24 protein-coding genes and 1 riboswitch are annotated in these 25891 nt (G+C 63.1%); of the genes, 11 read left to right on the forward strand and 13 right to left on the reverse strand.

From position 1 onward, the window contains the following. Positions 1–46: 46 nt before the first annotated feature. The 3 genes from zapD to OEG81_RS16010 are packed head-to-tail and all read right to left on the reverse strand — an operon-like array spanning position 47 to position 2275. Positions 47–799: a cell division protein ZapD gene (zapD, locus tag OEG81_RS16000; RefSeq protein ID WP_264130271.1), complete on the reverse strand. Its 753-nt coding sequence runs from the start codon at positions 797–799 to the stop codon at positions 47–49. A gap of 53 nt (positions 800–852) precedes the next feature. Further along, positions 853–1458 (reverse strand): dephospho-CoA kinase, encoded by a 606-nt coding sequence (gene coaE, locus OEG81_RS16005; protein ID WP_264130272.1) that lies wholly within the window; start codon positions 1456–1458, stop codon positions 853–855. 13 nt (positions 1459–1471) lie between these two features. After that, positions 1472–2275: a prepilin peptidase gene (locus OEG81_RS16010; protein WP_264130273.1), complete on the reverse strand. Its 804-nt coding sequence runs from the start codon at positions 2273–2275 to the stop codon at positions 1472–1474. A gap of 92 nt (positions 2276–2367) precedes the next feature. Here OEG81_RS16010 and OEG81_RS16015 point away from each other — a divergent pair, with 92 nt between their 5' ends. Beyond that, a complete protein-coding gene (locus tag OEG81_RS16015) occupies positions 2368–3027 on the forward strand; it encodes a copper resistance protein NlpE N-terminal domain-containing protein (protein WP_264130274.1) in 660 nt (219 codons plus the stop codon). 18 nt (positions 3028–3045) lie between these two features. Here OEG81_RS16015 and OEG81_RS16020 read toward each other — a convergent pair whose 3' ends face one another. The 4 genes from OEG81_RS16020 to OEG81_RS16035 all read right to left on the reverse strand — a co-directional run bounded on the left by OEG81_RS16020 (position 3046) and on the right by OEG81_RS16035 (position 5301). After that, positions 3046–3273 (reverse strand): response regulator transcription factor, encoded by a 228-nt coding sequence (locus tag OEG81_RS16020; RefSeq protein WP_264130275.1) that lies wholly within the window; start codon positions 3271–3273, stop codon positions 3046–3048. Between the two features lie 61 nt (positions 3274–3334). Further along, a complete protein-coding gene (panC, locus tag OEG81_RS16025; protein ID WP_264130276.1) occupies positions 3335–4186 on the reverse strand; it encodes a pantoate--beta-alanine ligase in 852 nt (283 codons plus the stop codon). Between the two features lie 38 nt (positions 4187–4224). Further along, complete coding sequence (locus tag OEG81_RS16030; RefSeq protein WP_264130277.1) at positions 4225–5103, reverse strand: segregation and condensation protein A; 879 nt, start codon at positions 5101–5103, stop codon at positions 4225–4227. Positions 5104–5112: 9 nt separating this feature from the next. Further along, positions 5113–5301 carry a DUF3460 family protein gene (locus tag OEG81_RS16035; RefSeq protein WP_264130278.1) on the reverse strand — a complete coding sequence of 63 codons (189 nt, stop codon included), beginning with the start codon at positions 5299–5301 and terminating at the stop codon, positions 5113–5115. A gap of 72 nt (positions 5302–5373) precedes the next feature. Here OEG81_RS16035 and OEG81_RS16040 point away from each other — a divergent pair, with 72 nt between their 5' ends. Continuing rightward, positions 5374–6834 (forward strand): DHA2 family efflux MFS transporter permease subunit, encoded by a 1461-nt coding sequence (locus tag OEG81_RS16040; protein WP_412034078.1) that lies wholly within the window; start codon positions 5374–5376, stop codon positions 6832–6834. A 6-nt stretch (positions 6835–6840) separates the two neighbouring features. On the opposite strand, the gene OEG81_RS16045 is transcribed toward OEG81_RS16040, so the two are convergent. Together OEG81_RS16045 and metH are read right to left on the reverse strand one after the other, a co-directional pair. Next, positions 6841–7692: a helix-turn-helix transcriptional regulator gene (locus tag OEG81_RS16045; protein ID WP_264130279.1), complete on the reverse strand. Its 852-nt coding sequence runs from the start codon at positions 7690–7692 to the stop codon at positions 6841–6843. A gap of 19 nt (positions 7693–7711) precedes the next feature. Then, entirely contained in the window at positions 7712–11485 is a 3774-nt protein-coding gene (gene metH, locus OEG81_RS16050; RefSeq protein WP_264130280.1) for a methionine synthase, read from the reverse strand. Between the two features lie 134 nt (positions 11486–11619). Next, a riboswitch (cobalamin riboswitch) is annotated at positions 11620–11818 on the forward strand. A gap of 108 nt (positions 11819–11926) precedes the next feature. On the opposite strand from metH, the gene OEG81_RS16055 reads away from it, so the two are divergent. The 9 genes from OEG81_RS16055 (at position 11927) to OEG81_RS16095 (ending at position 22123) form a co-directional block, all read left to right on the forward strand. Continuing rightward, the gene (locus OEG81_RS16055; protein WP_264130281.1) at positions 11927–13825 is read left to right on the forward strand and encodes a TonB-dependent receptor domain-containing protein; all 1899 of its coding nucleotides are present in this window, start codon (positions 11927–11929) and stop codon (positions 13823–13825) included. A gap of 80 nt (positions 13826–13905) precedes the next feature. Continuing rightward, positions 13906–14724, forward strand: a complete 819-nt coding sequence (locus OEG81_RS16060) for a cobalamin-binding protein (protein ID WP_264130282.1) — start codon at positions 13906–13908, stop codon at positions 14722–14724. Positions 14725–14893: 169 nt separating this feature from the next. After that, complete coding sequence (locus tag OEG81_RS16065; RefSeq protein ID WP_264130283.1) at positions 14894–16237, forward strand: COG3014 family protein; 1344 nt, start codon at positions 14894–14896, stop codon at positions 16235–16237. A gap of 22 nt (positions 16238–16259) precedes the next feature. Then, positions 16260–16874, forward strand: coding sequence for a penicillin-binding protein activator LpoB (gene lpoB / locus OEG81_RS16070; RefSeq protein ID WP_264130284.1), 615 nt, complete (start codon positions 16260–16262; stop codon positions 16872–16874). After that, on the forward strand, positions 16874–18223 hold the full coding sequence (locus OEG81_RS16075; RefSeq protein ID WP_264130285.1) for a penicillin-binding protein activator LpoB: 1350 nt from the start codon (positions 16874–16876) through the stop codon (positions 18221–18223). The genes lpoB and OEG81_RS16075 overlap by 1 nt, the downstream gene beginning before the upstream one ends. Positions 18224–18361: 138 nt before the next feature. Then, positions 18362–19159 carry a thiazole synthase gene (locus tag OEG81_RS16080; RefSeq protein ID WP_264130286.1) on the forward strand — a complete coding sequence of 266 codons (798 nt, stop codon included), beginning with the start codon at positions 18362–18364 and terminating at the stop codon, positions 19157–19159. 17 nt (positions 19160–19176) lie between these two features. Further along, entirely contained in the window at positions 19177–20007 is an 831-nt protein-coding gene (thiD, locus tag OEG81_RS16085) for a bifunctional hydroxymethylpyrimidine kinase/phosphomethylpyrimidine kinase (protein ID WP_264130287.1), read from the forward strand. Positions 20008–20101: 94 nt separating this feature from the next. Beyond that, positions 20102–20782, forward strand: a complete 681-nt coding sequence (locus tag OEG81_RS16090; RefSeq protein WP_264130288.1) for a protein-L-isoaspartate O-methyltransferase family protein — start codon at positions 20102–20104, stop codon at positions 20780–20782. After that, positions 20783–22123, forward strand: coding sequence for a TolC family outer membrane protein (locus tag OEG81_RS16095; RefSeq protein WP_264130289.1), 1341 nt, complete (start codon positions 20783–20785; stop codon positions 22121–22123). Positions 22124–22150: 27 nt separating this feature from the next. On the opposite strand, the gene OEG81_RS16100 is transcribed toward OEG81_RS16095, so the two are convergent. The 4 genes from OEG81_RS16100 to OEG81_RS16115 form a co-directional block, all read right to left on the reverse strand. Next, complete coding sequence (locus OEG81_RS16100; protein WP_264130290.1) at positions 22151–22675, reverse strand: adenylyltransferase/cytidyltransferase family protein; 525 nt, start codon at positions 22673–22675, stop codon at positions 22151–22153. Then, complete coding sequence (locus OEG81_RS16105) at positions 22675–23526, reverse strand: ferritin-like domain-containing protein (RefSeq protein ID WP_264130291.1); 852 nt, start codon at positions 23524–23526, stop codon at positions 22675–22677. The genes OEG81_RS16100 and OEG81_RS16105 overlap by 1 nt, the downstream gene beginning before the upstream one ends. 152 nt (positions 23527–23678) lie before the next feature. Beyond that, the gene (gene ubiB, locus OEG81_RS16110) at positions 23679–25235 is read right to left on the reverse strand and encodes a ubiquinone biosynthesis regulatory protein kinase UbiB (protein ID WP_264130292.1); all 1557 of its coding nucleotides are present in this window, start codon (positions 25233–25235) and stop codon (positions 23679–23681) included. Between the two features lie 4 nt (positions 25236–25239). Beyond that, entirely contained in the window at positions 25240–25869 is a 630-nt protein-coding gene (locus OEG81_RS16115) for an SCP2 domain-containing protein (protein WP_264130293.1), read from the reverse strand. Positions 25870–25891: the final 22 nt, after the last annotated feature.

Raw genomic sequence — 25891 nt, forward strand, 5'->3', positions numbered from 1 at the left:
GGCGTCTGAAGCAAGCCGCCTGTCGGCCGCCCTGCCACGCCCGAACTTAGACGTTGCAGCGAGCCAGCTTGAAGGACACGTCGTTGGTGACGGGTTGCGGCTTGAGCTCACGGTCTTGTGATGCAAACCGGACCCATATTACGTACTTGTTGGCGCTCATTTCGGGGAAGATGTTCAGCGCCGTGTCGACCCAGACCCGCAATAACTGGAAGACCTTGCCGCCCAGCATTTCCTGGTAGGCGCCCTGCCGGGCCACCAGATCGACCACATCGCCCGAGTCGCGCAGCATGCGCAGGATAAGCGCCAGGCCTTTATAGAGAGGCAGGAAAGGCGTGATCCATCGGTGCAGATCGGTGGATCGCACTTCGGGGGGTTTGATCTGCCAGGAAAAATAGGAAGGCATATCGACCTGCGACGACCCGCCCGGCACGGCAATGCGGCCGCGCAGGCTGGCCAGCCATTCGTTGTCGCGCAATTCCTGGCCTATGCGGCCCTGGGCGCCCAGTTCGGCGGCCGCCCCCTGTATCTCGGCCAGCATGGTGTCCAGCGTTCGGGCATCGACGTCGGGATGCTGGCGCAGCGCGCCCAGCGCCACCCGCTGCCGTTCGAGGTCCTGCAGTACAGCTCCGCGCAGATCGGTACGGTCGCAGATGTCGAGAAGATCGAACAGCGTGGCGACCGAAATCTGGTGATGGTGGACGTCGGTCCCTTTGGCGAAAAAGAACAACCTGTCGAACAGGTGCTCGACTCTTAATAGAGACCGTACGCGCTCGTTGCAAGGGTATTCATAAAGAATCACGCGACCAAAAACCTTTTCAATGACTAGGAACGACTACCGGAAGAGCGGCCAGCCTATTGCCGTGCCAGAACGCACCAGGCATCGTGCAGTTCCCGGGCGCGGCGCACGAGGTCATCGAGACTGGTGTGTCCGTCGTTGAGAACGACGTCGTCGGCAACAGCCAAACGCGCCTCTCGTGACGCTTGTGCTGACATGATACGCGCAATAGCCTCTGGCGTCAGCCCACTGCGGGCCTGCACTCTTTTGACCTGAGTTTCGGGGTCGCAATCGACGACGCAGATGCGATCTACCCGCCCTTGCCAGCGCCCCGATTCGACCAGCAACGGCACCACGAAGACAAGATAACATCCTTGCGCCGAGGCAGCTCTTTTTTGTGTAACCGAACTTATCAAAGGATGAATAATTGATTCGAGTCGCTGCCGGGCCAAGGGACTTTCGAAGACCAGCTCGCGCATGGCCTGCCGGTCGAGCGCGCCGGTGGGTGCAATGATGTCGGGGCCGAATTCATGCCGGATCGCCTCGATTGCGGCGCCACCCGGCGCAGTCAGCTCATGCGCAATGACGTCGGTATCGATGACGGCGGCGCCCCACTCGGCGAATAGATCCGCAACACGGCTTTTGCCGGAACCTATTCCACCAGTCAGGCCAATTTTGTACACAGCTGCACCTCGGCTAGCAAAACCACGAATGTACCGCAGTCGCGTGCAGGAAAACACCGGCGCCGCCCACTGCCAGAAAAGGGCCGAATGGATAAGCGCCCCGGGGCCGCAGCGACCTCTGCCGCCACATGGCAAAGGCCAGGCCTGCCATGCAGGCCAGCAGGAGCGCCCAAGGCAAGGGCTGCCAGCCCATCCAGGCGCCCAATGCCGCAAGCAGCTTGAGGTCGCCATGGCCCATGGCATCACGGCCGCTCAGCCACTTGAAAGCGCCCAGCAGGCACCACAGGAAACCGTAGCCCAGCATGACGCCCGCCAACGCGTCGTGCAAAGCCGGGCCCTCGCCCGCCCATGCGACGCCAAGGCCCAGCCACAGCAAAGGCTGGGTCAGCGCGTCGGGCAGCAGGCCGGTTTGGGCGTCGATGCGCGCCGCCAGCAGCAACAAGATACCGGCCAGCGCGGCGGCAAGGAAATAAGCGCCCGGCCCATGCCGGACAAACAGCAGGAAAAAGCCCGTCGCCATGCACAGCGCGGCGGACATGGAGAAGCCGTAGGCGGGGCTGAATGCAAGCGCCCCTGGGCGGCCTTTCGCGGCCATGCGGGCCCCATCGGCCTCGACGCCGCCGCCCATTCGGCCTGCCGGCACCAGGGCCTCGCCCAATGACAGCGCCATGCTGCGGGCATCGGCGGCTTCGCCGGCATCGATCCTGCGCCGGTAAGCCAGGGCCACACGGCCGCAGCAAGCGCTGAGCACGACGCCGGCGGCGGCCACCGCGGCGGCCGATGCATGCAAGGCGAGGGTGGCTGGCAAATCCGGCAAGGTCCGGTCTCCCAAGGTGAATTCACCGTTTTACGGCGGTGGCAATTAGTGCGTAGAATGCATGTTCCTGGCCCTACTGTCGATGGAACATTATGTCTCGTTCAATTTCGCTCATTCAATGCCTCAGCGGCAAAACCCTGAGTGCCATGGCATTGGCGCTGCTGCTGGCCGGCTGCGCCCAGCAACGCGCGCCCAGCTACTACGAAACCCCGCATGACAGCACCGAGGCCGATGCGCAGAGCCAGGCCCAGGGCCGCAGCGGCGCGCGCGCGCCGTCGCAGATACAGCTGGGCTTCGGGGCCGACCAGAAAGCCGGCAAGCAACAAGCGGGGCAGGAAGCCGCCGGCGAGCAAACCGTAATAAAGGCGCGCCCCCTGGCCGAGGCCAAGACCTTTCTGGGTACCATACCTTGCATGGCCGGCGTTGCGGCATGCTCGGCGCAGCGCCTGACGCTGACACTGGCGCCGGGCGGAGAGTGGCGCTCGCGGGCCGTCATGCTGGACAAGCCCGATGCCAGGCACAACATTATTCAGCAGGGCTGCTGGGATGTAATCGGCACACAGCCCTTGCGCATCGTGCTCAAGCTGAACGAGCAGGCCAGCATGGCCAGCCTGACCTTCGTGAATGACAACGTGATGCGCATCGATGTCATCAACAATGCCAAGCCCACGCTGGAATACCGGCTGACCCGCCAGGCGGACATCGACGCCATCGACGAGCTGGCCGCCAAGGCGCCGCTGCACTGCGGCTGAAGCCGCCGAGGCGATGCGTTAATTGGCGCGCTTGCCCAAAACACAGTGGGCAAGCTCGACCGCGTTTCTGACCTGCATTTTCTGGAAGATGCGTGCCCGGTGTGCTTCGACAGTGCGTTGCGACACGCCCAGTTCCGCGGCGATGATCTTGTTTGGCTTGCCGCGTGCGACGTAATCCATGACGTCGCGCTCGCGGGGAGTCAGAACCGAAAAGGGCGATTCGCCGGCGTCGTGTACATTCCCCACCTTGCTCTCCTTGTTGTTATCGGTGACGCATTCTGTCATGGGGAAATGGACACGTCTGCTGTCACTTCTTACAGATTTCCAGGTTGTCTATAAGGCGGGTGGCCCCCAGCTTGGCGGCGGCCAGCACCACCAGCGGCTCGCCGGCCTGTATCTCGCCGGCCTGGGGACGGAGCAGGTCGCGCTGACGACGCAGCGACACGTAGTCGACCTGCCATCCGTGCGCCGACAGGTCCTCGGCGGCCTGCGACTCCAGCGCCTGCGCGTCGGCATCTCCCGCCTCTATGGCGGCCTGCACTTTTTTCAGGGTGGCGAACAGCCGCGGCGCCTCGGCCCGCTCGGCGGGCTGCAAATACATATTGCGCGACGACAGCGCCAGCCCGTCGGCATCCCGCACCGTTTCGTGGGCCAGGATGTTCACGGGCAATTGAAACTGGCGGCACATATTGCGCACGACCATCAGTTGCTGGTAGTCCTTCTTGCCGAAAACCGCGACACTGGGCTGCACGCAGGAAAACAGCTTCATGACCACAGTGCTGACCCCTCCGAAAAAGCCCGGACGGAATTCGCCTTCCAGGATGCCGCCCAGGTCAGGCGGCGGCTGGATCTGGAAGTTCTGGGGCTCGGGGTACATTTCCCGCTCGTTCGGGGCAAACAGGACATATACATCGCGCTCGCGCTCCAGCTTCTCGATATCGTCGGCCAGGGTGCGCGGATAGCGGTCGAAATCCTCGTTCGGCCCGAACTGCAGCCGATTCACGAAAATGCTGGCAACGACCGGATCGCCATGCTGGCGGGCCAGCTTCATCAGGGACAAATGCGCCTGATGCAGATTGCCCATGGTCGGCACGAATGCGACCCGCAGCTGTCCGCGCAGCTGGTCGCGCAGTTCTTCAATGGTGTGAACGACTTTCAAGAAAATCTCCGTTCGGAATGGAGGTGTCCGGCCGCCGGTCAGGCGGCGGCACGCATGTACGAGAGACGCACGTAGATCGGCGCGTAAGGTTCGGCCTGCGTAATTTCAAGCAGCGACTCGCGCGCCAGCTCCAGCATGGCCAGGAAATGAACGACCACGACGGCGGCGGCGTCGCCCTGGTGGACGCGCTCCATGAACAGCTCGGTGAACTCCATGAACTGCACATCGCTCAGGCGGCGCAGGATTTGGCTCATGTGGTCGCGCACGGACAACTGCTCGCGCGTGATGCGATGGTGGGCATTGAGGCTGGCGCGGCGCATGATGTCGAGCCAGGCGCTGCGCAGATCTTCGGCGCTGACGTCGGGCAGCGCCTGCTCCACCTGCACGTCGGCGTAGGCGTGCGTGCGCTGGAAATCCCTGCCCAGCTGCGGCAGGGCGTCGAGTTTCTGCGCGGCCAGCTTCATCTGTTCATATTCCAGCAAGCGCCTGACCAGCTCGGCGCGCGGATCGTCGACCTCTTCGCCGGTGTCGGACTTCTTGACCGGCAACAGCATGCGCGACTTGATTTCGATAAGCAGGGCGGCCATCAACAGGTACTCGCCGGCCAGTTCCAGGTTCTGCTTGCGGATCTGGTCCACATACGACAGATACTGGCGCGTGACCTCGGCCATGGGAATGTCCAGCACATTGAAATTCTGCTTGCGGATCAGGTACAGCAGCAGATCCAGCGGCCCCTGGAAAGTCTCAAGGAATACTTCCAGCGCATCGGGCGGAATGTACAGGTCTTGGGGCAGGGCGAACAGCGGTTCGCCGTACAGGCGGGCCAACGCCACGCTGTCGACGACATCGGGCGTGCTGTCTATGGCGGGATCGACCAGGGCGGACAGGTCTTGCGCCGCTACCTTGGGCAAGGGCATGCGGGGCCGCTAGTCGGCTTGATAGACGTACGGCTTTTGCGGCACCCGGCTGGCGCGGAAGCCCTCCTGGAATTCAGGATCGATATTTTTGTCCCACAGGCGCGCACGGCCTTCGCGCTGCCGCATTTCGGTGTCGGGGTGTTCCGTTTTGTATTTTTTAAGGAACTGGGTAATTTCGGACTCGTAATTCTTTGCCATAATGCTTGCTTGCCAGATGGTTAACCTTGGAAATCCGAGTGTACTTCACTCGGCCGCAATTTAAACTGCCCGATGCCCCCAGAAACGCCAGCCTCATCCCCCAGCGCCCCCGGCGGCCAGGCACTGTCGGCGCGCGAACGCCGCGCCGTCCGCATGATACCGTTCATCGTCGGCTGCGCCCTGTTCATGCAGATGCTGGATGCGACCGTGGTGGCCACCGCCCTGCCCGTCATGGCGCAGTCGCTGGGCTCCAGCGTGGTGCGCATGAATGTGGCCATTACCAGCTATCTGCTGGCCGTCGCCGTATTCGTGCCGATCAGCGGATGGGCCGCCGACCGCTTCGGGGCCAGGCGCGTCTTCCTGGCCGCCATTTTACTCTTTACGCTCAGTTCCATCGCCTGCGCGGCATCGCAGAACATAGGCCAGCTGGTCGTCTCGCGGGTGATCCAGGGCCTGGCGGGCGCCATGATGGTGCCCGTGGGTCGGATCATACTGCTGCGCAAGGTGCCGAAAACGGAGCTGCTCAAGGCCATGGCCTTTTTGTCGCTGCCCGCCTTGCTGGGTCCGGTCATCGGCCCTCCGCTGGGCGGCTTCCTGGTGACCTATGCCTCGTGGCACTGGATTTTCCTGATCAACATACCCGTCGGGATCGTGGGCATCGCCCTGATCCTGTATTACATACGCGACGACTACCCCGCCCAGCCGCGCCGCCTGGACTGGATAGGCTTCCTGCTGAGCGGCGTGTCCCTGGCCACCCTGGTATCGGGTTTCGAGGCCATCGGCCACCGTTCGCTGCCGCTGACGCAACTGCTCGCCCTGGTCGGCGTGGGACTGGCCTGCGGGCTGCTGTATATCTGGCATGCCAGGCATACCGAGCATCCCATCATCGACCTGTCGCTGCTGCGGACCCCGACCTTCGCCATCTCGACCCTGGGCGGCAACCTGTGCCGCTTCGCCGTCGGCGCCACGCCCTTCCTGCTGGCGATCCTGCTGCAGGTGGGTTTCGGACTGTCGCCGTTTTCGGCCGGAATGATCACCTTTACCAGCGCCGTGGGCGCCATGGCCATGAAGCTGGTGGCCACGCCCATCATCCAGCGTTTCGGCTTCAAACGCGTCCTGACGGCCAACGCCCTGATCACAGGCCTGTTCGTTGCGCTGTGCGGACTCTTCAGGGCGGACACCCCCATCTGGATCATGGCGCTGATACTCATCGTCGGCGGCTTCTTCCGCTCGCTGCAATTTACCGCCGTCAACACCCTTACCTATGCGGACCTGGGCCCCGAGGAAATGAGCCGGGCCAGCAGTTTCGCCGCCATGGCCCAGCAGCTGGGCATCAGCCTGGGCGTGGCCTGCGCGGCGGTCGCCCTGAACCTGAGCATGGCCTGGCGCGGCGGGGTGGAGCTGACGCTGGTGGACATTATCTGGGGATTCGTGGTGATCGGGCTCGTGACCGCGGCATCGGCCCTGTCGTTTGCCCGCCTGGACCCGCGCGCCGGCGACCATCTGCACACCAACAAGCAGGCCCCGAAATAAGCGAAGTCAGCCCGCGTCCTGCCGCGCCGTGGAATCCGCCCCGTTGCCCAGCAGCATGACGAGCTTGCAGTCGGGGCGGGTGGCCAGGCGGAAGGTGATCTGCTGATAATGGAGTATGCCGTCGTGCGGATGGTTGAATTCACGCAGGCCGCCCTCGCGGTCGACCACGGTATGGCGGGTCCACCAGTGGGCGAACACGGCGCTGGACTGCAATAGATCGCCCAGCACCGTGCGCACGTCGGCCTCGTCCGCATGCGCGCCGGCGTCGGCGCGAAACTCCGCCACGACGCGGCTGGCGCGCTGCTCCCAGTCCACGACCAACTCGCGGGCCGCCGGATCCAGGAAGATGTAGCGCAGCAGGTTGGGCGACTCGTCGCGGTCGGGCCAGCCGTCGAACAGGCGCAGCAAGGGGGCATTGCGTGCCAGCACATTCCAGCAGCGGTCCAGGATGTAGGCGGGCGCCGTGATGCTGTGCACGCAGTCCGCCAGCCGGGCCGGCAATGGCGTGATCAGGTCGCGCCCATGATCGGGATCGGCGCATTCGGCCAGCTCGAACAGGTAATGGCGTTCGGCGCGCGCCAGGCTCAGCACCGACGCCAGCCTGGCCAGGACGCCGGCCGATACCGAGACGTCGCGCCCCTGCTCTATCCATGTATACCAGGTCACGCTGATGCCGCACAGTTGGGCCAGTTCTTCGCGGCGCAGGCCCGGCGTGCGCCGCCGCGCGCCGGCGGGCAGGCCCATGGCCTCGGGCTGCACCCGGGCGCGCGCACGCCGCAGGAAATCGCCCAGCGCCTTGCGCCGGGCCGACCCGGCCTGTTCGGCGGAGGCCGCCATGCCAGGCTTGCTGTCTTGCATGACCATGGCCTCGCCGTGCCTATCTTAAGGTGCTGGCCAGGCTGCGGCGCACGTCTTCTTCGTCGCGGCCGCTGCGCCGCACGTAGTCCTTGACCTGGTCGTCGCCGATATTGCCCACGTTGAAATACTGGGACATGGGATGGCTGAAGTAAAAACCCGACACGCTGGATGCCGGATACATGGCATAGCCTTCGGTCAGCTGCATGCCGATCTCTTCGGCCTCCAGCACCTCGAACATCTCCTTCTTGACCACATGCTCGGGACAGGCCGGGTAGCCTGGCGCGGGGCGTATGCCCTGGTACTTCTCGGCAATGATGTCCTCGTTGCTGAGCGACTCGTCGGGAACATAGCCCCACAAGTCGCGGCGCACGCGCGCATGCAGGCATTCGGCAAAGCCCTCGGCCAGGCGGTCGGCGATGGACTTGAGCATGATGCTGGAATAATCGTCGTTGTCGTCCAGGAAAGCCTTGTCGTGCTTCTCGATGCCCAGGCCGCCGGTCACCGCGAACATGCCGATGTAGTCGGCGATGCCCGTCTCTTTCGGCGCAATGTAGTCGGCCAGGCATTTGTTGTCGACGCCTTCGCGCTTGACCGTCTGCTGGCGCACATTGCGCCAAGTGAACAGGACTTCGGATCGCGACTCGTCGCGGTAGATCTCGATGTCGTCATCGTTGACGGTATTGGCCGGGTAAAAAGCCACCACACCGCTGGCCGTCAGCCAACGGCCTTCGATGATTTTCTTCAGCATGGCCTGGCCTTCGGCGTAGACCTTGCGCGCCTGCTCGCCCACGACTTTGTCGTCCAGGATGGCGGGATACTGGCCGAACAGGCTCCAGGTCTGGAAGAAGGGCGTCCAGTCCAGAAAGTGGGCGACCTCGGACAGGTCGTAGTTCTTGAATGTGCGCCGCCCAATGAACTTGGGACGCGGCGGCGTGTAGCTGGACCAGTCGATCTTGGGACGGTCGGCGCGCGCCTGTTCCAGGCTGACCAGCGGCGTCGCCTTGCGATTGGCATGGCGGGTGCGCACCAGCTCGTATTCTTCGGCGACCTCGGCCAGGTAGGTATCGACCTGGTCCGACATCAGGTTGGTGGCCACGCCCACTGAACGGCTGGCGTCGGGAACGTAGATAACCGGGCCTTCGTAATTGGGCGCGATCTTCACGGCCGTATGCACGCGGCTGGTGGTTGCCCCGCCCACCAGCAGCGGTAGCTTGCGGCTGCGGAAATAATCGTCGCGCTGCATCTCCGATGCCACGTAGGCCATTTCCTCCAGGCTGGGCGTGATCAGCCCGGACAAACCAACGATGTCGCAGTTCTCTTCCTTGGCCTTGGCCAGGATCTCGGAACAGGGAACCATGACGCCCATGTTCACGACTTCGAAGTTATTGCACTGCAGGACGACGGTAACGATGTTCTTGCCGATATCGTGCACATCGCCCTTGACGGTGGCGATGACGATCTTGCCCTTGGAGCGCACGTCGCCGCCGGCGGCCTCGATCTGCCGCTTTTCCTCTTCGATGAAGGGGATGAGGTGAGCCACGGCCTGCTTCATGACCCGCGCGGATTTGACCACTTGCGGCAGGAACATCTTGCCGGCGCCGAACAGGTCGCCCACGACGTTCATGCCGTCCATCAATGGACCTTCGATGACCTGTATGGGCCGTCCGCCCGCGGCGGCGATCTTTGCGCGGACCTCTTCGGTGTCCTCGACGATGAAGGTGGTAATGCCGTGCACCAGCGCATGCGACAGACGCGCCTCGACGGGCTGCTCGCGCCAGGTCAGGTCTTCTTCCTTCTTTGCCCCCGAGCCTTTTATGGTTTCGGCCAGCTCCACCAGTCGCTCGGTGGACGTCCGCTCGTCGGCCGGATCGGTCTTGCCCAGCGGCTCGGCCCTGTCCAGCACCACGTCCTCGACCATATCAAGGACTTTCTTGTCGATGTCCTGATACACGCCCAACTGCCCGGCGTTGACGATGCCCATGGTCATGCCCTGCTGGATGGCGTAATACAGGAACACAGTGTGTATCGCCTCGCGCATGGCCTCGTTGCCGCGGAAGGAGAAGCTGACGTTGGACACGCCGCCCGACACCCGCGCGTAGGGCAGATTCTTCGTGATCCAACCCGTGGCCTCGATGAAATCGACGGCGTAATGATTATGCTCCTCGATGCCGGTGGCGATGGCGAACACATTGGGGTCGAAGATGATGTCTTCCGGCGGGAAGCCCACCTCGTCGACCAGCAGGCGGTAGGCGCGCTCGCATATCTGCTTGCGCCGCTCCAGGTTGTCGGCCTGCCCCTGCTCGTCGAAAGCCATGACCACGGCGGCCGCGCCATACTTGCGGCACAGGCGCGCGTGCTCCAGGAAGGCGGCTTCGCCTTCCTTCATGGAAATGGAATTGACCACCGCCTTGCCCTGCACGCAGCGCAGGCCCTGCTCGATGACCTCCCATTTGGAGCTGTCTATCATGATGGGAACCCGCGCAATGTCGGGCTCTGAGGCGATCATGTTCAGGAAGCGGCGCATGCACGCCGCCGAATCCAGCATGGCCTCGTCCATGTTGATGTCGATGATCTGGGCGCCGTTCTCGACCTGCTGGCGCGCGACGGCCAGCGCCTCGTCGTATTTTTCCTCGCGTATCAGGCGCAGGAACATCTTGCTGCCCGTCACGTTGGTGCGCTCGCCCACGTTCACGTACAGCGAGTCCTCGTCTATGGTCAGCGGTTCCAGGCCCGACAGGCGGGTCTTGACCGGAATCTGCGGCACGGCGCGCACCGGCAGGCTGGCCACCTTGTCGGCAATGGCGCGGATATGGTCGGGGGTGGTCCCGCAACAACCCCCGGCCATATTGACCAGCCCGGCCTTGGCAAACTCTTCCAGCAGCGAAGAGGTATCGCCCGGCGTCTCGTCGAAGCCCGTATCCGCCATGGGGTTGGGCAGGCCGGCATTGGGGTAGACACAGATATAGGTGTCGCAGATCTTTGACAGCTCGGCCACATAGGGCCGCATCAAGGCCGCCCCCAATGCGCAGTTCAGCCCTATGGTGACGGGCCGCGCGTGGCGCACCGAATTCCAGAACGCCTCGACCGTCTGGCCCGACAGGATGCGGCCGGATGCGTCGGTGACGGTTCCGGAGATCATGACGGGCAGGCGCACGCCCCGCTCTTCGAAGACGGTTTCCACGGCGAAGATCGCCGCCTTGGCATTGAGCGTGTCGAAAATGGTTTCGATCAGGACGATGTCGATGCCGCCGTCCAGCAGGCCGTTCAACTGTTCGGTGTACGCGTCGCGCAGCTGCTCGAACGTGACGTTGCGCGCGGCGGGGTCGTTCACGTCCGGTGAAATGGAAGCGGTCTTGGGCTGAGGCCCCAATGCGCCCGCCACGAAGCGCGGCCGATCAGGCGTGCTGAAGGCGTCGCAGGCGCCGCGCGCCAGTTTGGCCGATTCCAGGTTCAGCTCGTAAGCCAGCTCCGGCAGGCCGTAGTCGCCCTGGGCGATGGCGGTGGCGCCGAAGGTATTGGTCTCGATGACGTCGGCGCCGGCCTCCAGGTAGCTGCGGTGTATCTCGGAAATGATGTCGGGACGGACCAGCGAGAGCAGTTCGTTATTGCCCTTCACGTCCTTGGCGTGCTCCGCGAAGCGCTGGCCGCGGAAATCCATCTCGCTTAGTTTGTATTGCTGGATCATGGTGCCCATGGCGCCGTCCAGGATCAGGATGCGTTCGGCAAGCAGGCGCGCAAACTCGGCGCCATGCGTGTAAGCGGAAAGGGGATAGGGCAAGGACGGATGGGACACGTGGCTACCTGACAGTAAACAAGGCCTCCATTGTATCGCCCGCCGATGTTCCGCGGCCCGCCGGCGGGACGATGGGCGAGGCAAGGCCGCACTGCCGGCAGGGTCGCGGGATTTCCATGGCCGGCCGCCATGATATATTTCGTCACGAAAAAGGTGCTTTCGAGGCGAAAACCCGCGTCCAGCCAGACCGTGGCCATGCCTTGCGAAAGTTAAATGGGAAACAGGCGTCGCGCTTGCCTTGGCAAGAGTTCCGCGTCCAAACTGTGCTGCCCCCGCAACGGTAAGCATGCCCCGCATGCCAGCCCGACACCGGCCTTGATCACCCTTGGTTCATCTTCCGTTCTGCGTCCAGCCCGCCTGCCGTTTTCCCGGCCGGTCCGGATCGATGCGGAGATGCTTTTTCTTCCGACGTGCGGGGACGCACGTTTTTCAGGGTCCATCATGCCTTTCAAATTAAACCGGCAAGCGCTTGCCGTTCTTTCCTGCTTCCTTCCTCTGGCCGCTGCGGCCCAAACCGACAATTCCGTTTCCCGGCTGGACGACATCGTCGTCACCGCCAGCCGCACGGCGCAGCTGGAAAAAGACGTCATTGGCGACGTAACCGTCATCAAGAAGGAGGATCTTCAAAAGGAAGGCCAGAACAGCGTTGCCGAGATACTGGCCAAGCAGCCGGGCATCCAGTTCTACAGCAACGGCGGCCCGCAGACCGCCACGGGCGTCATGCTAAGGGGCAACGAGCCCCGCCATACGCTGGTCCTGATCGACGGAATCCGCGTCAACAGCATGATCACGAGCGTAACGAACTGGAATGCGATCGATCCGGCCACGATAGAACGCATCGAGGTCATACGCGGCGCGGCCAGCAGCCTGTATGGTTCGGATGCGATCGGCGGCGTCGTGAACATCATCACGAAGAAAACCGGCGAGGACCGGCCGCTGAGCGCATGGGGCAATATCGGCTACGGCAGCAACGACACATTCAAGTCCAGCGCAGGCATCTCCGGCGCCCAGGACGGATGGGACTACGCCCTATCCAGCAGCCTGGCCGAAAGCGGCGGCTTCAATGCCACGCGCCGCCCTGAAAAACCCACCGCGTTCGACATGTACAACAAGGATGACGACGGCTACACGCAGCGCTCCCTCAACGCGTCGCTGGGCTACCGCTGGCAGGCCGGCCATCATATCGGCCTGACCGCCTATAACGGCTATATGAACGGCGACTACGACGCGGGCTCCGATCCGCGCCGCGCCTATGCCATCACGCGGCAGCAAGCCTATTCCATCACCAGCACCGACGACATCACCGATGCCTGGCAGAGCGTGCTGAGGTTCGGTTATTCCAAGGAATTCGTCGATAGCCGCAGCGTCGACTCGTTCACCGGGGAGTTCGGCTCCGGCACGCTAGGCAGCCAGCAAAAATCGTACTCCTGGCAGAACAATCTGAAGTTTTCAGAGAATCAGAACGTATCCCTGATCCTGGAGCGCCTGGAAGAGCGCCCCGGAAGCTCATCCGAATTCACCATCAATCAGCGCAACACGAATTCGGCCGGCCTGGTGTACCGCGGCGACTTCGACCGGCATCACCTTCAAGCCAGCGTGCGCAACGACAACATCTCGGGCTACGGAAACCAGGCCACGGGCGGACTGGCCTACGACCTGGACCTGAACGACCAGTGGCGCGTGGGCGTGGCGGGCAACACGGGCTTTCGCGCCCCCAGCTTCACCGAACTGTATTCGCCGCTGAATTTCGGCTTCGTGGGCAATCCCGACCTGGCGCCCGAAAAGTCCCGGAATATCGAAGCGAGCATCCGTTACACCTCGGATACCACGCGCTTGAGCGCCGTGGCCTATCAGAACAAGGTCAGGCAGCTGATCGACGGCTATGTCTGCTTTCTGGACTGCGGCGGCTTCAACGGAAGCTATCATGCCGAGAATGTGGACTCGGCCACCTTGCGCGGGCTGAGCCTGGAAGCGGAGCAGGATATCGGGCGCACGACGCTGCGCGCCGGCGCGGATTTTCTGAATCCACGCAACGACAAGACGGGCGATCAGTTGCGCTGGCGCGCCAGGCAGGTGTACCGCCTGAGCGTGGATCACCGCTTCGACGCGCTGCGCGTAGGCGCCGAGTATCAGTTCACGGGCAAGCGCTACAACGATGCGGACAACAAGGTATCCATAGGTGGCTACGGCTTGTACAACCTGACGGCGGCCTACGATTTCAGCAAGCATGCCGGAGTGCAGGTGCGCTGGAACAACCTTTTCAACAAGGATTACACCAATGTCCATGGATACAACATGCCCGGCTCGAACGTATTCGTGAACTTCTCGTTCCGGATGTAGGACGCATGAAGCCCGGCATGCGCGCACGAACCGTCGCGGCACGCCTTGCCGCGTACTGTTTCACGGCAGGCGCCTGTGCGATGCTTCCGCCATCCGCGCAGGGCCACACGGATGCGGCCGGGGCGGCGCAGGCTCGGGCCGCCCGCGCCATCACCCTGGCGCCGCATATCACCGAACTGGTCTTCGCCGCGGGCGCGGGGGAGCGCATCGTCGGCACCGTCTCCAGCAGCGATTTTCCGCCCAAGGCAAAAAGCATTCCCCGCATCGGCGACGGAATCAATGTAAACGTGGAAAAGACGCTGGCGCTGCGTCCCGATGTCGTCATCGCCTGGCTGCCGTCGGGCGCGGCTCAGACCCTGGCTCCGTCGCTGTCGCGCCTGGGCCTGCCGCTGCTTTACTCCCGGCCCCAGGCGCTGGATGACATCCCCGGCCAGGTCCGGCGGTTCGGACAGCTGTTCTCCACCGAGGCCGCCGCCCTTCCCGCCGCCAAGGCGTTGGAAGAACGCATCGCGTCCCTGCGCGCCGGGCACGCCGGGGCCAGGACGGTGTCGGTCTTTATCGAGGTCGGAGCATCGCCCTTGTACACGATAGGCGCGGATCCCTTGCTCAACGATGCGCTGCAAAGCTGCGCCGGCGTGAACATCTATGCCGATACCGCCATTGCCGCACCCCAGATCAGTGCGGAAAGCGTCCTGGTCAAGCAGCCGCAGGTCGTCATTGCACCGGCATCCGGCAGCACACGCGTGGACGAAGTGCGCGAACGCTGGGCCGCCCTGGGTCTTCCGGCCGCCCTGAAGGGCCATGTCTACGGGATAGACCCGGATGCCTTCTTCCGCCCGGGACCGCGCCTCGTGGACGCGGCGCAAGAACTCTGCAGCTATCTGGACATGGCCCGATAGCCCCCTGGATCTCCTTTTTTTGCCTGATTCGTCCCTGGATTATGAAAGCGAAGTTTTCAAAAAACCCATTATTTGTAAAAAAATACGCTTCATGTAACAATCCATCACCCTGTGCGGAAGGATAATCGGCCGCTTGGCTGATCGGTTCAACGTTAAGCAGAGAAGAATAATGAAAACACTCTTGATTACCGGCTTGCTGGCGGTTGTTCTGAGCGGCTGCGCGGTGCCCCAGGCCACCCGGAACTACACGGCGGATCTGTATGCCGGCAACGTCCCCGGCGCCACCGAGAACGCCATCCAGCAATCCGATGAAAAAGACGGTGCGCCGCGCAACCTGCTCTGGGCCCTGGAAGCTGGAACCTTGCTGCGGCACAACGGCCTGTTCGAGCGGTCGACCAAGATGCTCGATGGCGCGGAAGTGCTCATGAAAGAGGACGACACGCGCAACCTGGCGGCCAGCGGCGCCAATCAGGGCCTGGCCGTGCTGGTCAACGACAACGTCATGCCCTACAGCCCCGCCGTGTACGACACGGTCATGCTGAACACCTACAAGGCGTTGAACTTCTGGCAGCAGGGGGACTATGACAATGCGCGGGTGGAATGGAACCGCACGGACGACAGGCAACGGCGCGCCGCGGAGCATTTCGAAAGCGAAATCGACAAGCAGCGCGATGAGATCAAAAAGGAACAGAACGCCGATCTGGTCGAGCGCAGCGTTTCCGACTCGAGCGGCGCGCTCAAGGCCGCCGGAGTCGACATCGAGCACTGGGCTCCCTATACGGGCTATGTCAATCCCGCGTCCCTGTATCTGCACGGCCTGTACTTTCTGCTGAACGGCGAGAACAAGGCCGACTACGACAAGGCGCGAGAGAGCCTGAAGCGCGCCTTCGCCCTGACCAAGAACAGCCAGGTCAAGGCCGACATGGACGCGACCAAGCGGCCCAAGAAGCTCAAGCCGTCCATATGGATCATTTTCGAGAACGGCCTGGCCGCCCGCAAGGAAGAACGCCGGATCGACCTGCCGCTGTTCCTGGTCAGCGGCAACGTCAGCTATACCGGCATTGCCCTGCCTGTCATGGGCGACGGCCAGTCGGCCTATCCCTATGTGGCGGTGGGCCGCCAGCAGAGCCAGCTGCTTGCCGATATGGACACCATCATACGCGGTGAATTCAAGACCAAGTTCAGCGGCATCCTGATCCGGGAAATCATACGCGCCACGGCCAAGACGGTCGTGCAGAAGCAGTTGAACGATTCCAATCCCTGGCTGGGACTGGCCGCGGCCATTGCGCAGGCCGCCACCACGCAGGCCGACCTGCGCGGCTGGATGAGCCTGCCGCAGAACTTCCAGTTGCTGAATGTCCCCTACCCCGCCGATCAGCAGCTCGTCCTGAGCTTTCCCGGCGGCAGCGACGTCACCGTGGATCTGCCCGAGAAAAAACAGCCCATCGTCATCTATGTGCGCGCGCTGAATCCGGCAAGCCAGCCCAGCATCCACATGCTGGCCTCCAAATAATCCGTCATCAGCGAGAACCATCGTGAATACCAAGCTCCTGCTCTCCAGTCTGGCCGTGACCCTGGCGCTTACCGGCTGCGCCACCACCACCCATTATGTCGACCAGAAGAACGACACGGTCGCCGTCATGGGCCTGGACTACAAAGACTTCGAAAGCGCCGCCAGTGAAATGGTCAACCAGATGCTGGCATCGCCCCTGATGGTCCACCCCAAGGCATCGCAGGGTGGGCGCTACGTCATGGCCGTGTCCAATATCGTCAACGACACCACGCAGCGCATCGACACCGACCAGCTCACCAAGAAAATCCGCATCAGCCTGCTGAACTCGGGCCGCTTCATCGTGACCACGGCCATAGGCATAAACGGCGCCGAAGACGACATGACGCGCAAATCGCGCCAACTGCGCAATTCGAAGATGGTCAACCAGAAAACCGTGAAAAAGGACGGCCGCGTGATCGCGCCCGACTATTCGCTGTCCGGGAAGATCATCCAGCGCGTGAACCGCGTGAACAGCCGCACCCAGCAGGTCGATTACTACTTCCAGCTGACCATGACCAATCTGGACGATGGCCTGGCCTACTGGGAAGGCGAATACCCCATCGTCAAGCGCGGCGACAACCGGACGGTGACCTGGTAATGAAGACACTTGCCTTCCTGGCACTGGCCATGCTGTGGCCGCTGCAGGCGAATGCCGAAATAGTCGTCGTCCAGGCCAAGGGATATGGCGACACCTACGAACAGGCCGTGGAATCGGCGCTGGGCGACGCTGTCAAGCAGGTCAACGGCGCCAGCGTGGCCACGCGCTCGGCCAGCCCCAAGGCCTATGTGCAGGTCAAGGACGCCAAGGAAACCCGCACACAGGGCTCGGCGGATACCTCGCTGAAAAAGGAAACCAGGGAAGGCGGCATCTTTCACGACACGGTGACCGATAACACCGATACGGCCAAAAGCGCCTTCGACAACACCACGGCCACATCGGGCAAGACCGCGCTGGAGATCGGCGTGGGCAGCAGCAACGAGGTGCGCAGCCAGGGCAAGGTCAAAAGCTACAAGGTGCTCTCGCAGGAATGCACCGACAAAGGCTGCCAGGCCGAGCTTGAAGTCGCCATAGAGAAGTTCGAGTACAAGAGCAAGGCGGCGAAGCTGGAGCGCGACAGCATCAGCGTGGTCGCCACCGGTCGGCTGCGCAACAGCAAGACCGCCGCTCAGTTGCGCCAGGCCGTTACCGACAAGCTGGTAAGAAGCGGACGCTTCACGGTGCTGGACCGTGGCAACGAAGCCGAAATCGAGAAAGAGCTGGCCTTCCTGGACAGCGACAAGGTGTCCGACGAGCAGCGCGCGCGCCTGGGCCAGGCGCTGGGCGCCGACTACCTGCTGGTGCTGAACCTGACGCAGGCCGGCGTGGCCACCAAGGTAAAGGAAACGCATGTGGACATGACCGGCGAATACAGCCGTGAAGTCTCGCACTCCACCAGCGCCTCCATGCGCTATTCACTGGTCGAGTCCGCCACCCGGGCCGTGAAATGGTCCGATTCGATGTCCTTCCGCTCGGGCGGCAGCCAGGTCAACGCCGCCATGGACACGTTCCTGGACAAGGTCGTGGGCGACGTCGGCGAAATCATCAACCCGCCCAAGGTCGTCGGCGTGCATAACGGCAAAGTCATCATCAATCGCGGCGCCGGCATCGCGGCCGCCGGACAAACCTACGACATCTATTCGGTGGGCGAAGAACTGGTCGATCCGGATACCGGCGAAACCCTGGGCGCCACCGAGGAAAACATCGCCACCATCCGCATCGTGGACGTCAAGCCCAAGCTGGCCTACGGCGAAATAGTCAAGGGCAGCGCCGACGCGGTCGAAAAAGGCGCCATCGCCCGAATGAAAGCGCCCGCAGCGGCGCCGGCCAAGAAAAAAGCGCCCGCCCGCAAGGCCAAGCCTTCGGAATCCGATCAGAACATCGATGCGGCGGGGGGCGTCATTCTGTAAAGCGGCCCGCGGCCAAATGGATTATTCTTTTACATTGTCCGGCTGGCCGCAACGCCATCGACAGCGGCCGGCACGGTCAATCAACGCCGAAATTCGTCGCCGCGTTGACGCCACGCTTTAACCATACGCCGCACAATCATGAATCACGCAGATACTTTCACCCTTGCCGGCCGCAGCTATACATCACGTCTGCTGGTCGGCACCGGCAAATACAAGGACTTCGACGAAACCCGCCAGGCCATAGACGCCAGCGGAGCCGAGATCGTCACCGTCGCCATACGCCGAACCAATATCGGGCAGAACGCGGGCGAACCCAATCTGCTGGACTTCCTGCCTCCCTCGAAATTCACCATCCTGCCCAATACCGCCGGATGCTATACCGCCGACGATGCCGTGCGCACCCTGCGCCTGGCGCGCGAACTGCTGGACGGCCACGATCTGGTCAAGCTTGAAGTGCTGGGCGATAAAGACAACCTTTTCCCCAACATGCCGGAAACGCTGGTCGCCGCCAGGACGCTGGTCAAGGAAGGCTTCAAGGTCATGGTCTATTGCACCGACGACCCCATACAGTGCCGCATGCTGGAAGACATAGGCTGCATTGCGGTCATGCCGCTGGCCTCGCTCATCGGCTCGGGCATGGGCATACTGAACCCCTGGAACCTGCGCCTGATCATCGACCAGGCGCAGGTTCCCGTCCTGGTGGACGCCGGCGTGGGCACGGCGTCCGACGCCGCCGTGGCCATGGAGCTGGGCTGCGATGCCATCCTGATGAACACCGCCATCTCGGGCGCCCGCAATCCCGTGCTCATGGCCAGCGCCATGAACAAGGCGGTGCAGGCCGGGCGCGAAGCCTTCCTGGCGGGGCGTGTGCCCCGCAAGTTCTACAGCGCCGATCCCAGTTCCCCCACGGAAGGCCTGATTCAACCCCGCTCCTAGGCAGGCAAGTGCAGCACATGATCCCCAATACGCTTACCATCGCCGGCGTCGACCCTTCCGGCGGCGCCGGCATACTGGCCGACATCAAGACCATGAGCGCCCTGGGCGCCTACGGAACCGCGGTCATCGCCGCCCTTACCGCACAGAATACGCAGGCGGTCACGGGCATATCGCCCGTTCCCCCCGCCTTCGTCGCCGAGCAGATCGACACCCTGTTTGCCGACGTGCGCATCGACGCCGTCAAGATAGGCATGCTGGGTCAGCGGGCGGTCACGCGCGTGGTGGCCGACCGCCTGGCGCACTGGAAGCCCGCGCACCTGGTGCTGGATCCGGTCATGGTGGCCAAGAGCGGCGATCACCTTCTGGAGCGCTCCGCCGTGGACGAGCTGCGCGAAAGCCTGCTGCCCCTGGCCACCCTGCTCACGCCCAATCTGCCCGAAGCCGGCGTGCTGCTGGGATCGTCGCCGGTCGACTCGCTGAAGGAAATGCGCCGGGTAGCCGAAAAGCTGCGCAGGCTGCTGAACGATTCCGGCGAACGCTGGATCTTCCTGAAGGGCGGCCACCTTCCAGGCAACGACACCATCGACGTCCTGCACGACGGCGACCGCCTGATCGAGCTTCCCGGACGGCGCATCGAGACCCGCAATACGCACGGCACGGGCTGCACGCTTTCAGCCGCGCTGGCCGCCCTGCTGCCGCGAGTGAACGACGTTCCGGAAGCCGCCCGCCAGGCCAAGGCCTACCTGGTCCAGGCCATTGCGCGCTCGGGCGAATTGACGGTCGGCAAGGGCCACGGTCCGGTGCAGCATTTTCATGGATGGTGGCCCGCGCCAAGCCAGGGCAAATAAGCTATAGTAGGAAAACTTGGCGCATTCTGCCCGCAGGGCGGCATGCTGGCCTATACGCTACCATTCATTACCTTTGTTTTTCTTTGTAGAAGCTATGAACGTTACTGCGCTGTCTGAAATCGAACGAGCCCGGTTCAATATGGTCGAGCAGCAGATCCGGCCCTGGGAAGTCCTTGACGCACGGGTCCTGCAGGCGCTCTTCGAGGTGCAACGCGAACGCTATGTGCCGGCGCCCATGCAGGGAATGGCCTTCTCCGATGTCGAACTGCCGCTGGTGATCAATTCGGTCGATACGCGCGAAAGCATGCTTACGCCCAAGGTGGAAGCCCGCCTTGCGCAGGAACTGCAGCTCAAGCCCACCGACTGCGTGCTGGAAATCGGCACCGGCTCGGGCTATCAGGCCGCCCTGCTGGCCAAACTGGCGCAGCAGGTGACCAGCATCGAAGTCGATAGCCGGCTGGCCGCCTTCGCGCTGCAGAACCTGCAACGCAATCAGGTCGGCAACGTCAAGGTCGAAACCGGCGACGCGCATGCGGGCTGGGGCACGACCGAATACGACGCCATCCTGCTGACCGGCTCGGTGCCCGTCGTGCCCGACGCCCTGAAGTACCAATTGCGCATCGGCGGGCGCCTGGTCGTGGTCGTAGGCCAGAACCCGGTCATGACGGCATGCCGCATTACGCGCAACAGCGCGGCAAGCTTCGACACCGTCGCCCTGTTCGACACGGTCATCAAGCCGCTGCGCGGCGCGACGGTTCCCCAATTCAAATTCTAGATGCCTAAAGCCCGCCGGCGCGCAAAACAACTTGGATTCGCGCTGCTTCTGGCAATCGGCGCGGCGCCGGTCTACGCCCAGGATCTGCTTCAAATCTGGCAGATGGCGCTGCAGCGCGACCCCATCTATGCGGCCAGCCGTGCCGGCCGCGACGCCGACCAGGAAATCATCCCCCAGGCCAGGGCCCAACTGCTGCCCTACATCACGGCCAACGCCGTCGCCGAAGTGGACGACGCCCGGCGCCTGCAAGGCCTGAACGAAAGCTCCAGGCAGCGCCGCGGACTGTGGGCGCTGACGCTGGTGCAGCCTTTGTTCGACGTTGGCGCCTGGGGCGGCCTGAAGCGCGCCGAATTCATCGCCAAGTCGGCCGATGTCATCCAGGCCCGGGCCTATCAGGAATTGATGCTACGCGTTTCGCAGGCGTATTTCGATGTCCTGGCGGCGCAGGACACCTTGCGCGCCCTGCGGGCCCAGAAATCGGCGGTCGAAACACAATTGCGCGCCGCCAAGCAAGGCTTTGATCTGGGCAGCACCACCATCACCGACACCTATGAAGCGCAGGCGCGGCTGGATCTGCTGAACGCCAGCGAACTGCAGGCGGTCAACGTGCTGCAGGTCAGCCAGGATCAGTTGGCCAAGATCATCAACGAGCGGCCGCAAGAGCTTGCGGAGCTGGCTCCCGGCACCGTGCTGCCGGCGCCGCAGCCGAACCGCCTGGAAGACTGGACTTTTCAGTCATCCAGTTCCAGCCTGGCTGTCGCCCAGGCCGAACTGGCCACCAAGATTGTCGAAAAGCAGATCGACATTGCGAAAAGCCAGCACTACCCCACCCTGCACCTGCAGGCCCAGACCGGCAGCGCCTCGGACCGCGGCCTGTACTATCCCAACGGCGGGCCGCGTTCGCTGGACAGCACGATAGGCGTGCAGCTTTCCATCCCCATTTTCACCGGTGGGGAAATCTCCTCTGTCGTCCGCGAACATACATCGCGGCTGCAACAGGCGCGCTACGAGCTTGAAAACGCCAAGAGACAGGCGGTGCAATCGACGCAGCAGTATTTTTCGGGCGTGACCTCGGGCCTGGCCCAGATCAAGGCACTGCAAGCAGCCGAGAAATCCAGCCAGGCATCTCTGCAGGCCAATCAGACAGGCTACGAAGTGGGCGTGCGCATCAACATCGACGTGCTCAATGCCCAGCAGCAGCTGTACGAAACGCAGCGCAGCCTGTCACGCGCGCGCTACGACACGCTGATGAACAGCCTCAGGCTGAAGGCCAGCAGCGGCATCCTGAACGATCAGGACATCGTCGCCATCAATCAATTGCTGAACGGCAGCGCGCGCTGAATTTTCGCGCCTGCCGCAAACAGCGGATCAACGCCGGATCTTGCCGATCAGGGACGTCGTGGATCGCTGGAACTCAAAAGGTATCGCCACCGCCCTGCCGCCCCAGCTTTTTACGCTGGCGGTCTCGGGCAGGGTTTCCATGTCGTAGTCGCCGCCCTTGACGATGACGTCGGGGCGCAGTTGCTCGATGAGCGCCTGCGGGGTGTCTTCTTCGAAGCTGGTCACCATGCCGACGCAGGACAGGGCCGCGATCAATGCGGCGCGGTCCGCCAGGCAATTCAAGGGACGATCCTCACCCTTGCCCAGGCGGCGGACGGATTCGTCGGTGTTCAGCGCCACGATCAGGCTGGCGCCCAGTTGGGCGGCCCGGTCCAGGTAGGTGACGTGGCCCCGATGCAGGATGTCGAACACGCCGTTGGTGAAGATGAGCGGACGCGGCAACACGCCCGCCCGGATCGCCGCCACGCAATCGTCCCGCGTCAGCACCTTGGATTCGAAGCGTGCGGGCTTGCTTGCCGGCTTGTCGGTGTCCATCTTGGAAATGGGCTCCATTATGCCGGCGACAGCCCTTTCAGCAGGTCTTTGCGGTAGCGGTTCAGGTCTTGCACGGTATTGAAGGTGCTGTCCATGAGCAGCGACATATTGTGCAGGATGCGCGAGCTGACCTTGCCTTCCCAGTCCTTGTCGAAGCAGATCTGGTTGTCGAGCCAGTTTTCCAGCCAGCCCGGCGAGGGCAGCTTGGACTGCACCGTATCCTGAGGGTACATGTCTTTGTTCACGTGCAGGTTGGTGGGGTGCAGGGCCTGCGGCGTGCGATGCGCCGACGCCATGAGCACGCCTATCTTCGAGAATGCGATGCGCGCGCTATGGCCGAATTCACGGCCCTGATGCACCAGGGCGCGCTTCATGTAGCGCAGGTAGGCGCCGGCATGGCGGGCCTCGTCCTGCGCGATGATTTTATAGATGGCCTTGATGACGGGCTCGGTATGCCAGTCGGAAGCGCGCCTGTACCAGTGATTGAGCCGGACTTCGCCGCAAAAATGCAGCATCAGTGTTTCCAGCGCCGGCGCCGGGTCGAACTCGAAGCGCACTTTGTGCAGTTCTTCTTCGGTGGGCACCAGTTCGGGGCGGAAGCGGCGCAGGTATTCGATAAGCGCCAGCGAGTGCTTCTGTTCCTCGAAGAACCACACCGACATGAACGCGCTGAAATCGCTGTCGTCGCGGTTGTCGCGCAAGAACATTTCCGTGGCCGGCAGGGCGGCCCATTCGGTAATGGCGTTCATCTTGATCGTATAGGCCTGATCGTCGCTCAGCTTGCTGGGGTCGAAGTCGTCCCAGGGAATATCGGTGGCCATATTCCAGCGCACCGCTTCCATGGATTTGAACAATTCAGGGTAAAGCATGGGGATCTCTCTTAATGTATATCCGGTACACCGGGCGGGGCTTGGGCTTGCTATCGGCCTTGCACTATAAAGGGGCCATTTAACAAAAACATGTCAGGCCGGAAATTTGGGCGCTTATCGTGCGCCAGACGGGTTTGGAGATTGGACATGGCCTATTGGCGTGTCAGCGCCCACACCGCCACGCCCAGGCCCACCGCAATGACGGCCAGCAGAGCGATCAGCAGCCTGTTTGTCTGCTCTTGCGCGCGCCGCATGCGTTCCAGCTCCAAGTTTAACCCAGGGCCGGTGTCCTGCCGGCTGAGGTTGGCATAGACCAGCCGCGGGATCTGGGGCAGTATCTGCGACCATTGGCTGGCTTCCTTGTCCAGCTGCTTGCGCAGGCCCGCCAGCCCGACGCGCTCGTGCATCCATTTCTCCAGATAGGGCTTGGCCGTTTTCCATAAGTCCAGGCCTGGATCCAGCTCGCGCCCCATGCCTTCGACATTCAGCAGTGTCTTCTGAAGCAGGACCAGCTGAGGCTGGATTTCCACATTGAAGCGGCGCGAGGTCTGGAACAGGCGCAACAGCACCTGGCCCAGCGATATCTCGGACAGGGGCCGGTCGAAATAGGGTTCGCACACGGCGCGCACCGCGCCTTCGAGCTCTTCTTCGCGCGTGGTGGCAGGCACCCATCCCGATTCGATATGCAGCTGCGCCACGCGATGGTAGTCGCGCCGGAAGAAGGCCAGGAAATTCTGGGCCAGATAATTCTTGTCGAATTCGGACAAGGAGCCCACGATGCCGAAATCCAGCGCAATGTAGCGCCCCAGCGTTTCCGGCTGGTCGGACACGTAGATATTGCCCGGATGCATGTCGGCATGGAAAAAACCGTCGGTGAAGACCTGGGTGAAGAAGATCTCGACCCCCATGCGGCCCAGTTCCCGGGTATCGATGCCGGCTGCCTTCAGGCGTTCGATCTGGCTGACCGGGATGCCGCGCATGCGCTCCATGGTGAACACCGTGGTCGCGCAATATTCCCATACGACTTCCGGCACCATCAGCAGGTGCTCGCGGCCGCGCTCGGCGGAGAAATTGCGGCGGAGCTGGCTGCAGTTGGATGCCTCGCGGATCAGATCGAGCTCGTCGTGCAGGTAATTGTCGAATTCGGCCACCACCTGGCGCGGCTTCAGGCGGCGCCCGTCGGCCGCCAGGCGTTCGACCAGCCTTGCCAGCACGCCAAGCAGGGTCAGGTCTTTCTCGATGATCTCGCGCATGCCCGGGCGCAGCACCTTGACGGCCACCTCGCGCCCGTCGTGCAGCACGGCAAAATGCACCTGGGCAATCGATGCGGAGGCGACCGGATCGGTCTCGAAATGCTTGAAGAGCGTATGCGGCGAAGCGCCCAGTGCGGCTTCGATGCTTGCCGCCGCCTGATCGGACGGAAACGGAGGAACCCGGTCCTGCAGCAGGGCCAGCTCCAGCGCCACATCCAGAGGAATCAGGTCGCGGCGCGTGGAAAGCACCTGGCCGAACTTGACGAAAATGGGCCCCAGCGATTCCAGCGCCAGCCGCAGCCGCAAACCGCGCGGCGCCTTGGGCGGGCGCCCGAAACGGACGACGCGCAAAAGGCCATGGGCGACGGGGTGCTTGATGCTCGACAGCACCAGCTCGTCCAGCCGGTAACGCAGGGCGATGAAAATGATATGCAGCAGGCGAAGAAGCGTGAGCATGGAATCAGCCTTTACCCAGGGAGCCGCGCGTTCCGAGCGCCGCCACGCGGGCCTCCAGGCCGTCGAGCCGTTCGCGCATGGCACGCAGGCCGACCGCCCAGTCGTCGAAAGCGGGGCGGGTGGCCATCAGGCCGCTTTCTTCGGACAGGAACTCGCCCACATTGCCGGCCAGCCGGCCCGCCGTCTGCTGAAGGCCCTGCGCCGCGGCTTTGCCAGCCCGCAACAGGCGCAAGGCGGCCATGTCCCCGACCAGCCTGGACAAGTCGTCCTCGACATCCCAGCGCAGGTCGCGCGCCAGGTCGGACACCACCCGGGCCAGGCCGGCATCGCCTTCGATGTGCATGATTTCAGCCAGCGCGTCGGGACTGCGCGAACGCAGCAGCGAGGGCAAGCCGGACAGCTTGTCTGCGGGAATGGTCAGGGTTACATCGGGAATCACGGCCGGATCGCAGGCCTGGACGAAGCCGCTGGCCTGCAAGGCAAAGCCTGTCTTGAAGCCGCCGATCGCGAACCTGACGGTTTTCCCCGCGTGCCGGCTCAGACGGTCGCGCGCCCAGTCTTCCCGCTGCAGCAGCTTGTTCAGGACACGGGCATGTATCGCGGAAGGGGCAAAAAAGGGGGGCAATGAAAACATGGTCGGGCGTGCGCGGCTAAGC

Origin of the sequence: Pollutimonas sp. M17, from assembly GCF_025836975.1 — a bacterium.
Classification (GTDB): Bacteria; Pseudomonadota; Gammaproteobacteria; order Burkholderiales; family Burkholderiaceae_B.

Excerpts from the sequence above, each read along its gene's own strand:
- OEG81_RS16040 (WP_412034078.1), top strand. The coding sequence starts at position 5,374 with ATGCCCCCAGAAACGCCAGCCTCATCCCCCAGCGCCCCCGGCGGCCAG.
- OEG81_RS16100 (WP_264130290.1), bottom strand. The coding sequence starts at position 22,675 with ATGGAGCCCATTTCCAAGATGGACACCGACAAGCCGGCAAGCAAGCCC.
- OEG81_RS16015 (WP_264130274.1), top strand. The coding sequence starts at position 2,368 with ATGTCTCGTTCAATTTCGCTCATTCAATGCCTCAGCGGCAAAACCCTG.
- OEG81_RS16060 (WP_264130282.1), top strand. The coding sequence starts at position 13,906 with ATGCTTCCGCCATCCGCGCAGGGCCACACGGATGCGGCCGGGGCGGCG.
- OEG81_RS16065 (WP_264130283.1), top strand. The coding sequence starts at position 14,894 with ATGAAAACACTCTTGATTACCGGCTTGCTGGCGGTTGTTCTGAGCGGC.
- ubiB (WP_264130292.1), bottom strand. The coding sequence starts at position 25,235 with ATGCTCACGCTTCTTCGCCTGCTGCATATCATTTTCATCGCCCTGCGT.
- OEG81_RS16075 (WP_264130285.1), top strand. The coding sequence starts at position 16,874 with ATGAAGACACTTGCCTTCCTGGCACTGGCCATGCTGTGGCCGCTGCAG.
- OEG81_RS16095 (WP_264130289.1), top strand. The coding sequence starts at position 20,783 with ATGCCTAAAGCCCGCCGGCGCGCAAAACAACTTGGATTCGCGCTGCTT.
- thiD (WP_264130287.1), top strand. The coding sequence starts at position 19,177 with ATGATCCCCAATACGCTTACCATCGCCGGCGTCGACCCTTCCGGCGGC.
- OEG81_RS16035 (WP_264130278.1), bottom strand. The coding sequence starts at position 5,301 with ATGGCAAAGAATTACGAGTCCGAAATTACCCAGTTCCTTAAAAAATAC.
- OEG81_RS16090 (WP_264130288.1), top strand. The coding sequence starts at position 20,102 with ATGAACGTTACTGCGCTGTCTGAAATCGAACGAGCCCGGTTCAATATG.
- OEG81_RS16045 (WP_264130279.1), bottom strand. The coding sequence starts at position 7,692 with ATGCAAGACAGCAAGCCTGGCATGGCGGCCTCCGCCGAACAGGCCGGG.
- OEG81_RS16030 (WP_264130277.1), bottom strand. The coding sequence starts at position 5,103 with ATGCCCTTGCCCAAGGTAGCGGCGCAAGACCTGTCCGCCCTGGTCGAT.
- OEG81_RS16105 (WP_264130291.1), bottom strand. The coding sequence starts at position 23,526 with ATGCTTTACCCTGAATTGTTCAAATCCATGGAAGCGGTGCGCTGGAAT.
- OEG81_RS16055 (WP_264130281.1), top strand. The coding sequence starts at position 11,927 with ATGCCTTTCAAATTAAACCGGCAAGCGCTTGCCGTTCTTTCCTGCTTC.
- OEG81_RS16115 (WP_264130293.1), bottom strand. The coding sequence starts at position 25,869 with ATGTTTTCATTGCCCCCCTTTTTTGCCCCTTCCGCGATACATGCCCGT.
- OEG81_RS16080 (WP_264130286.1), top strand. The coding sequence starts at position 18,362 with ATGAATCACGCAGATACTTTCACCCTTGCCGGCCGCAGCTATACATCA.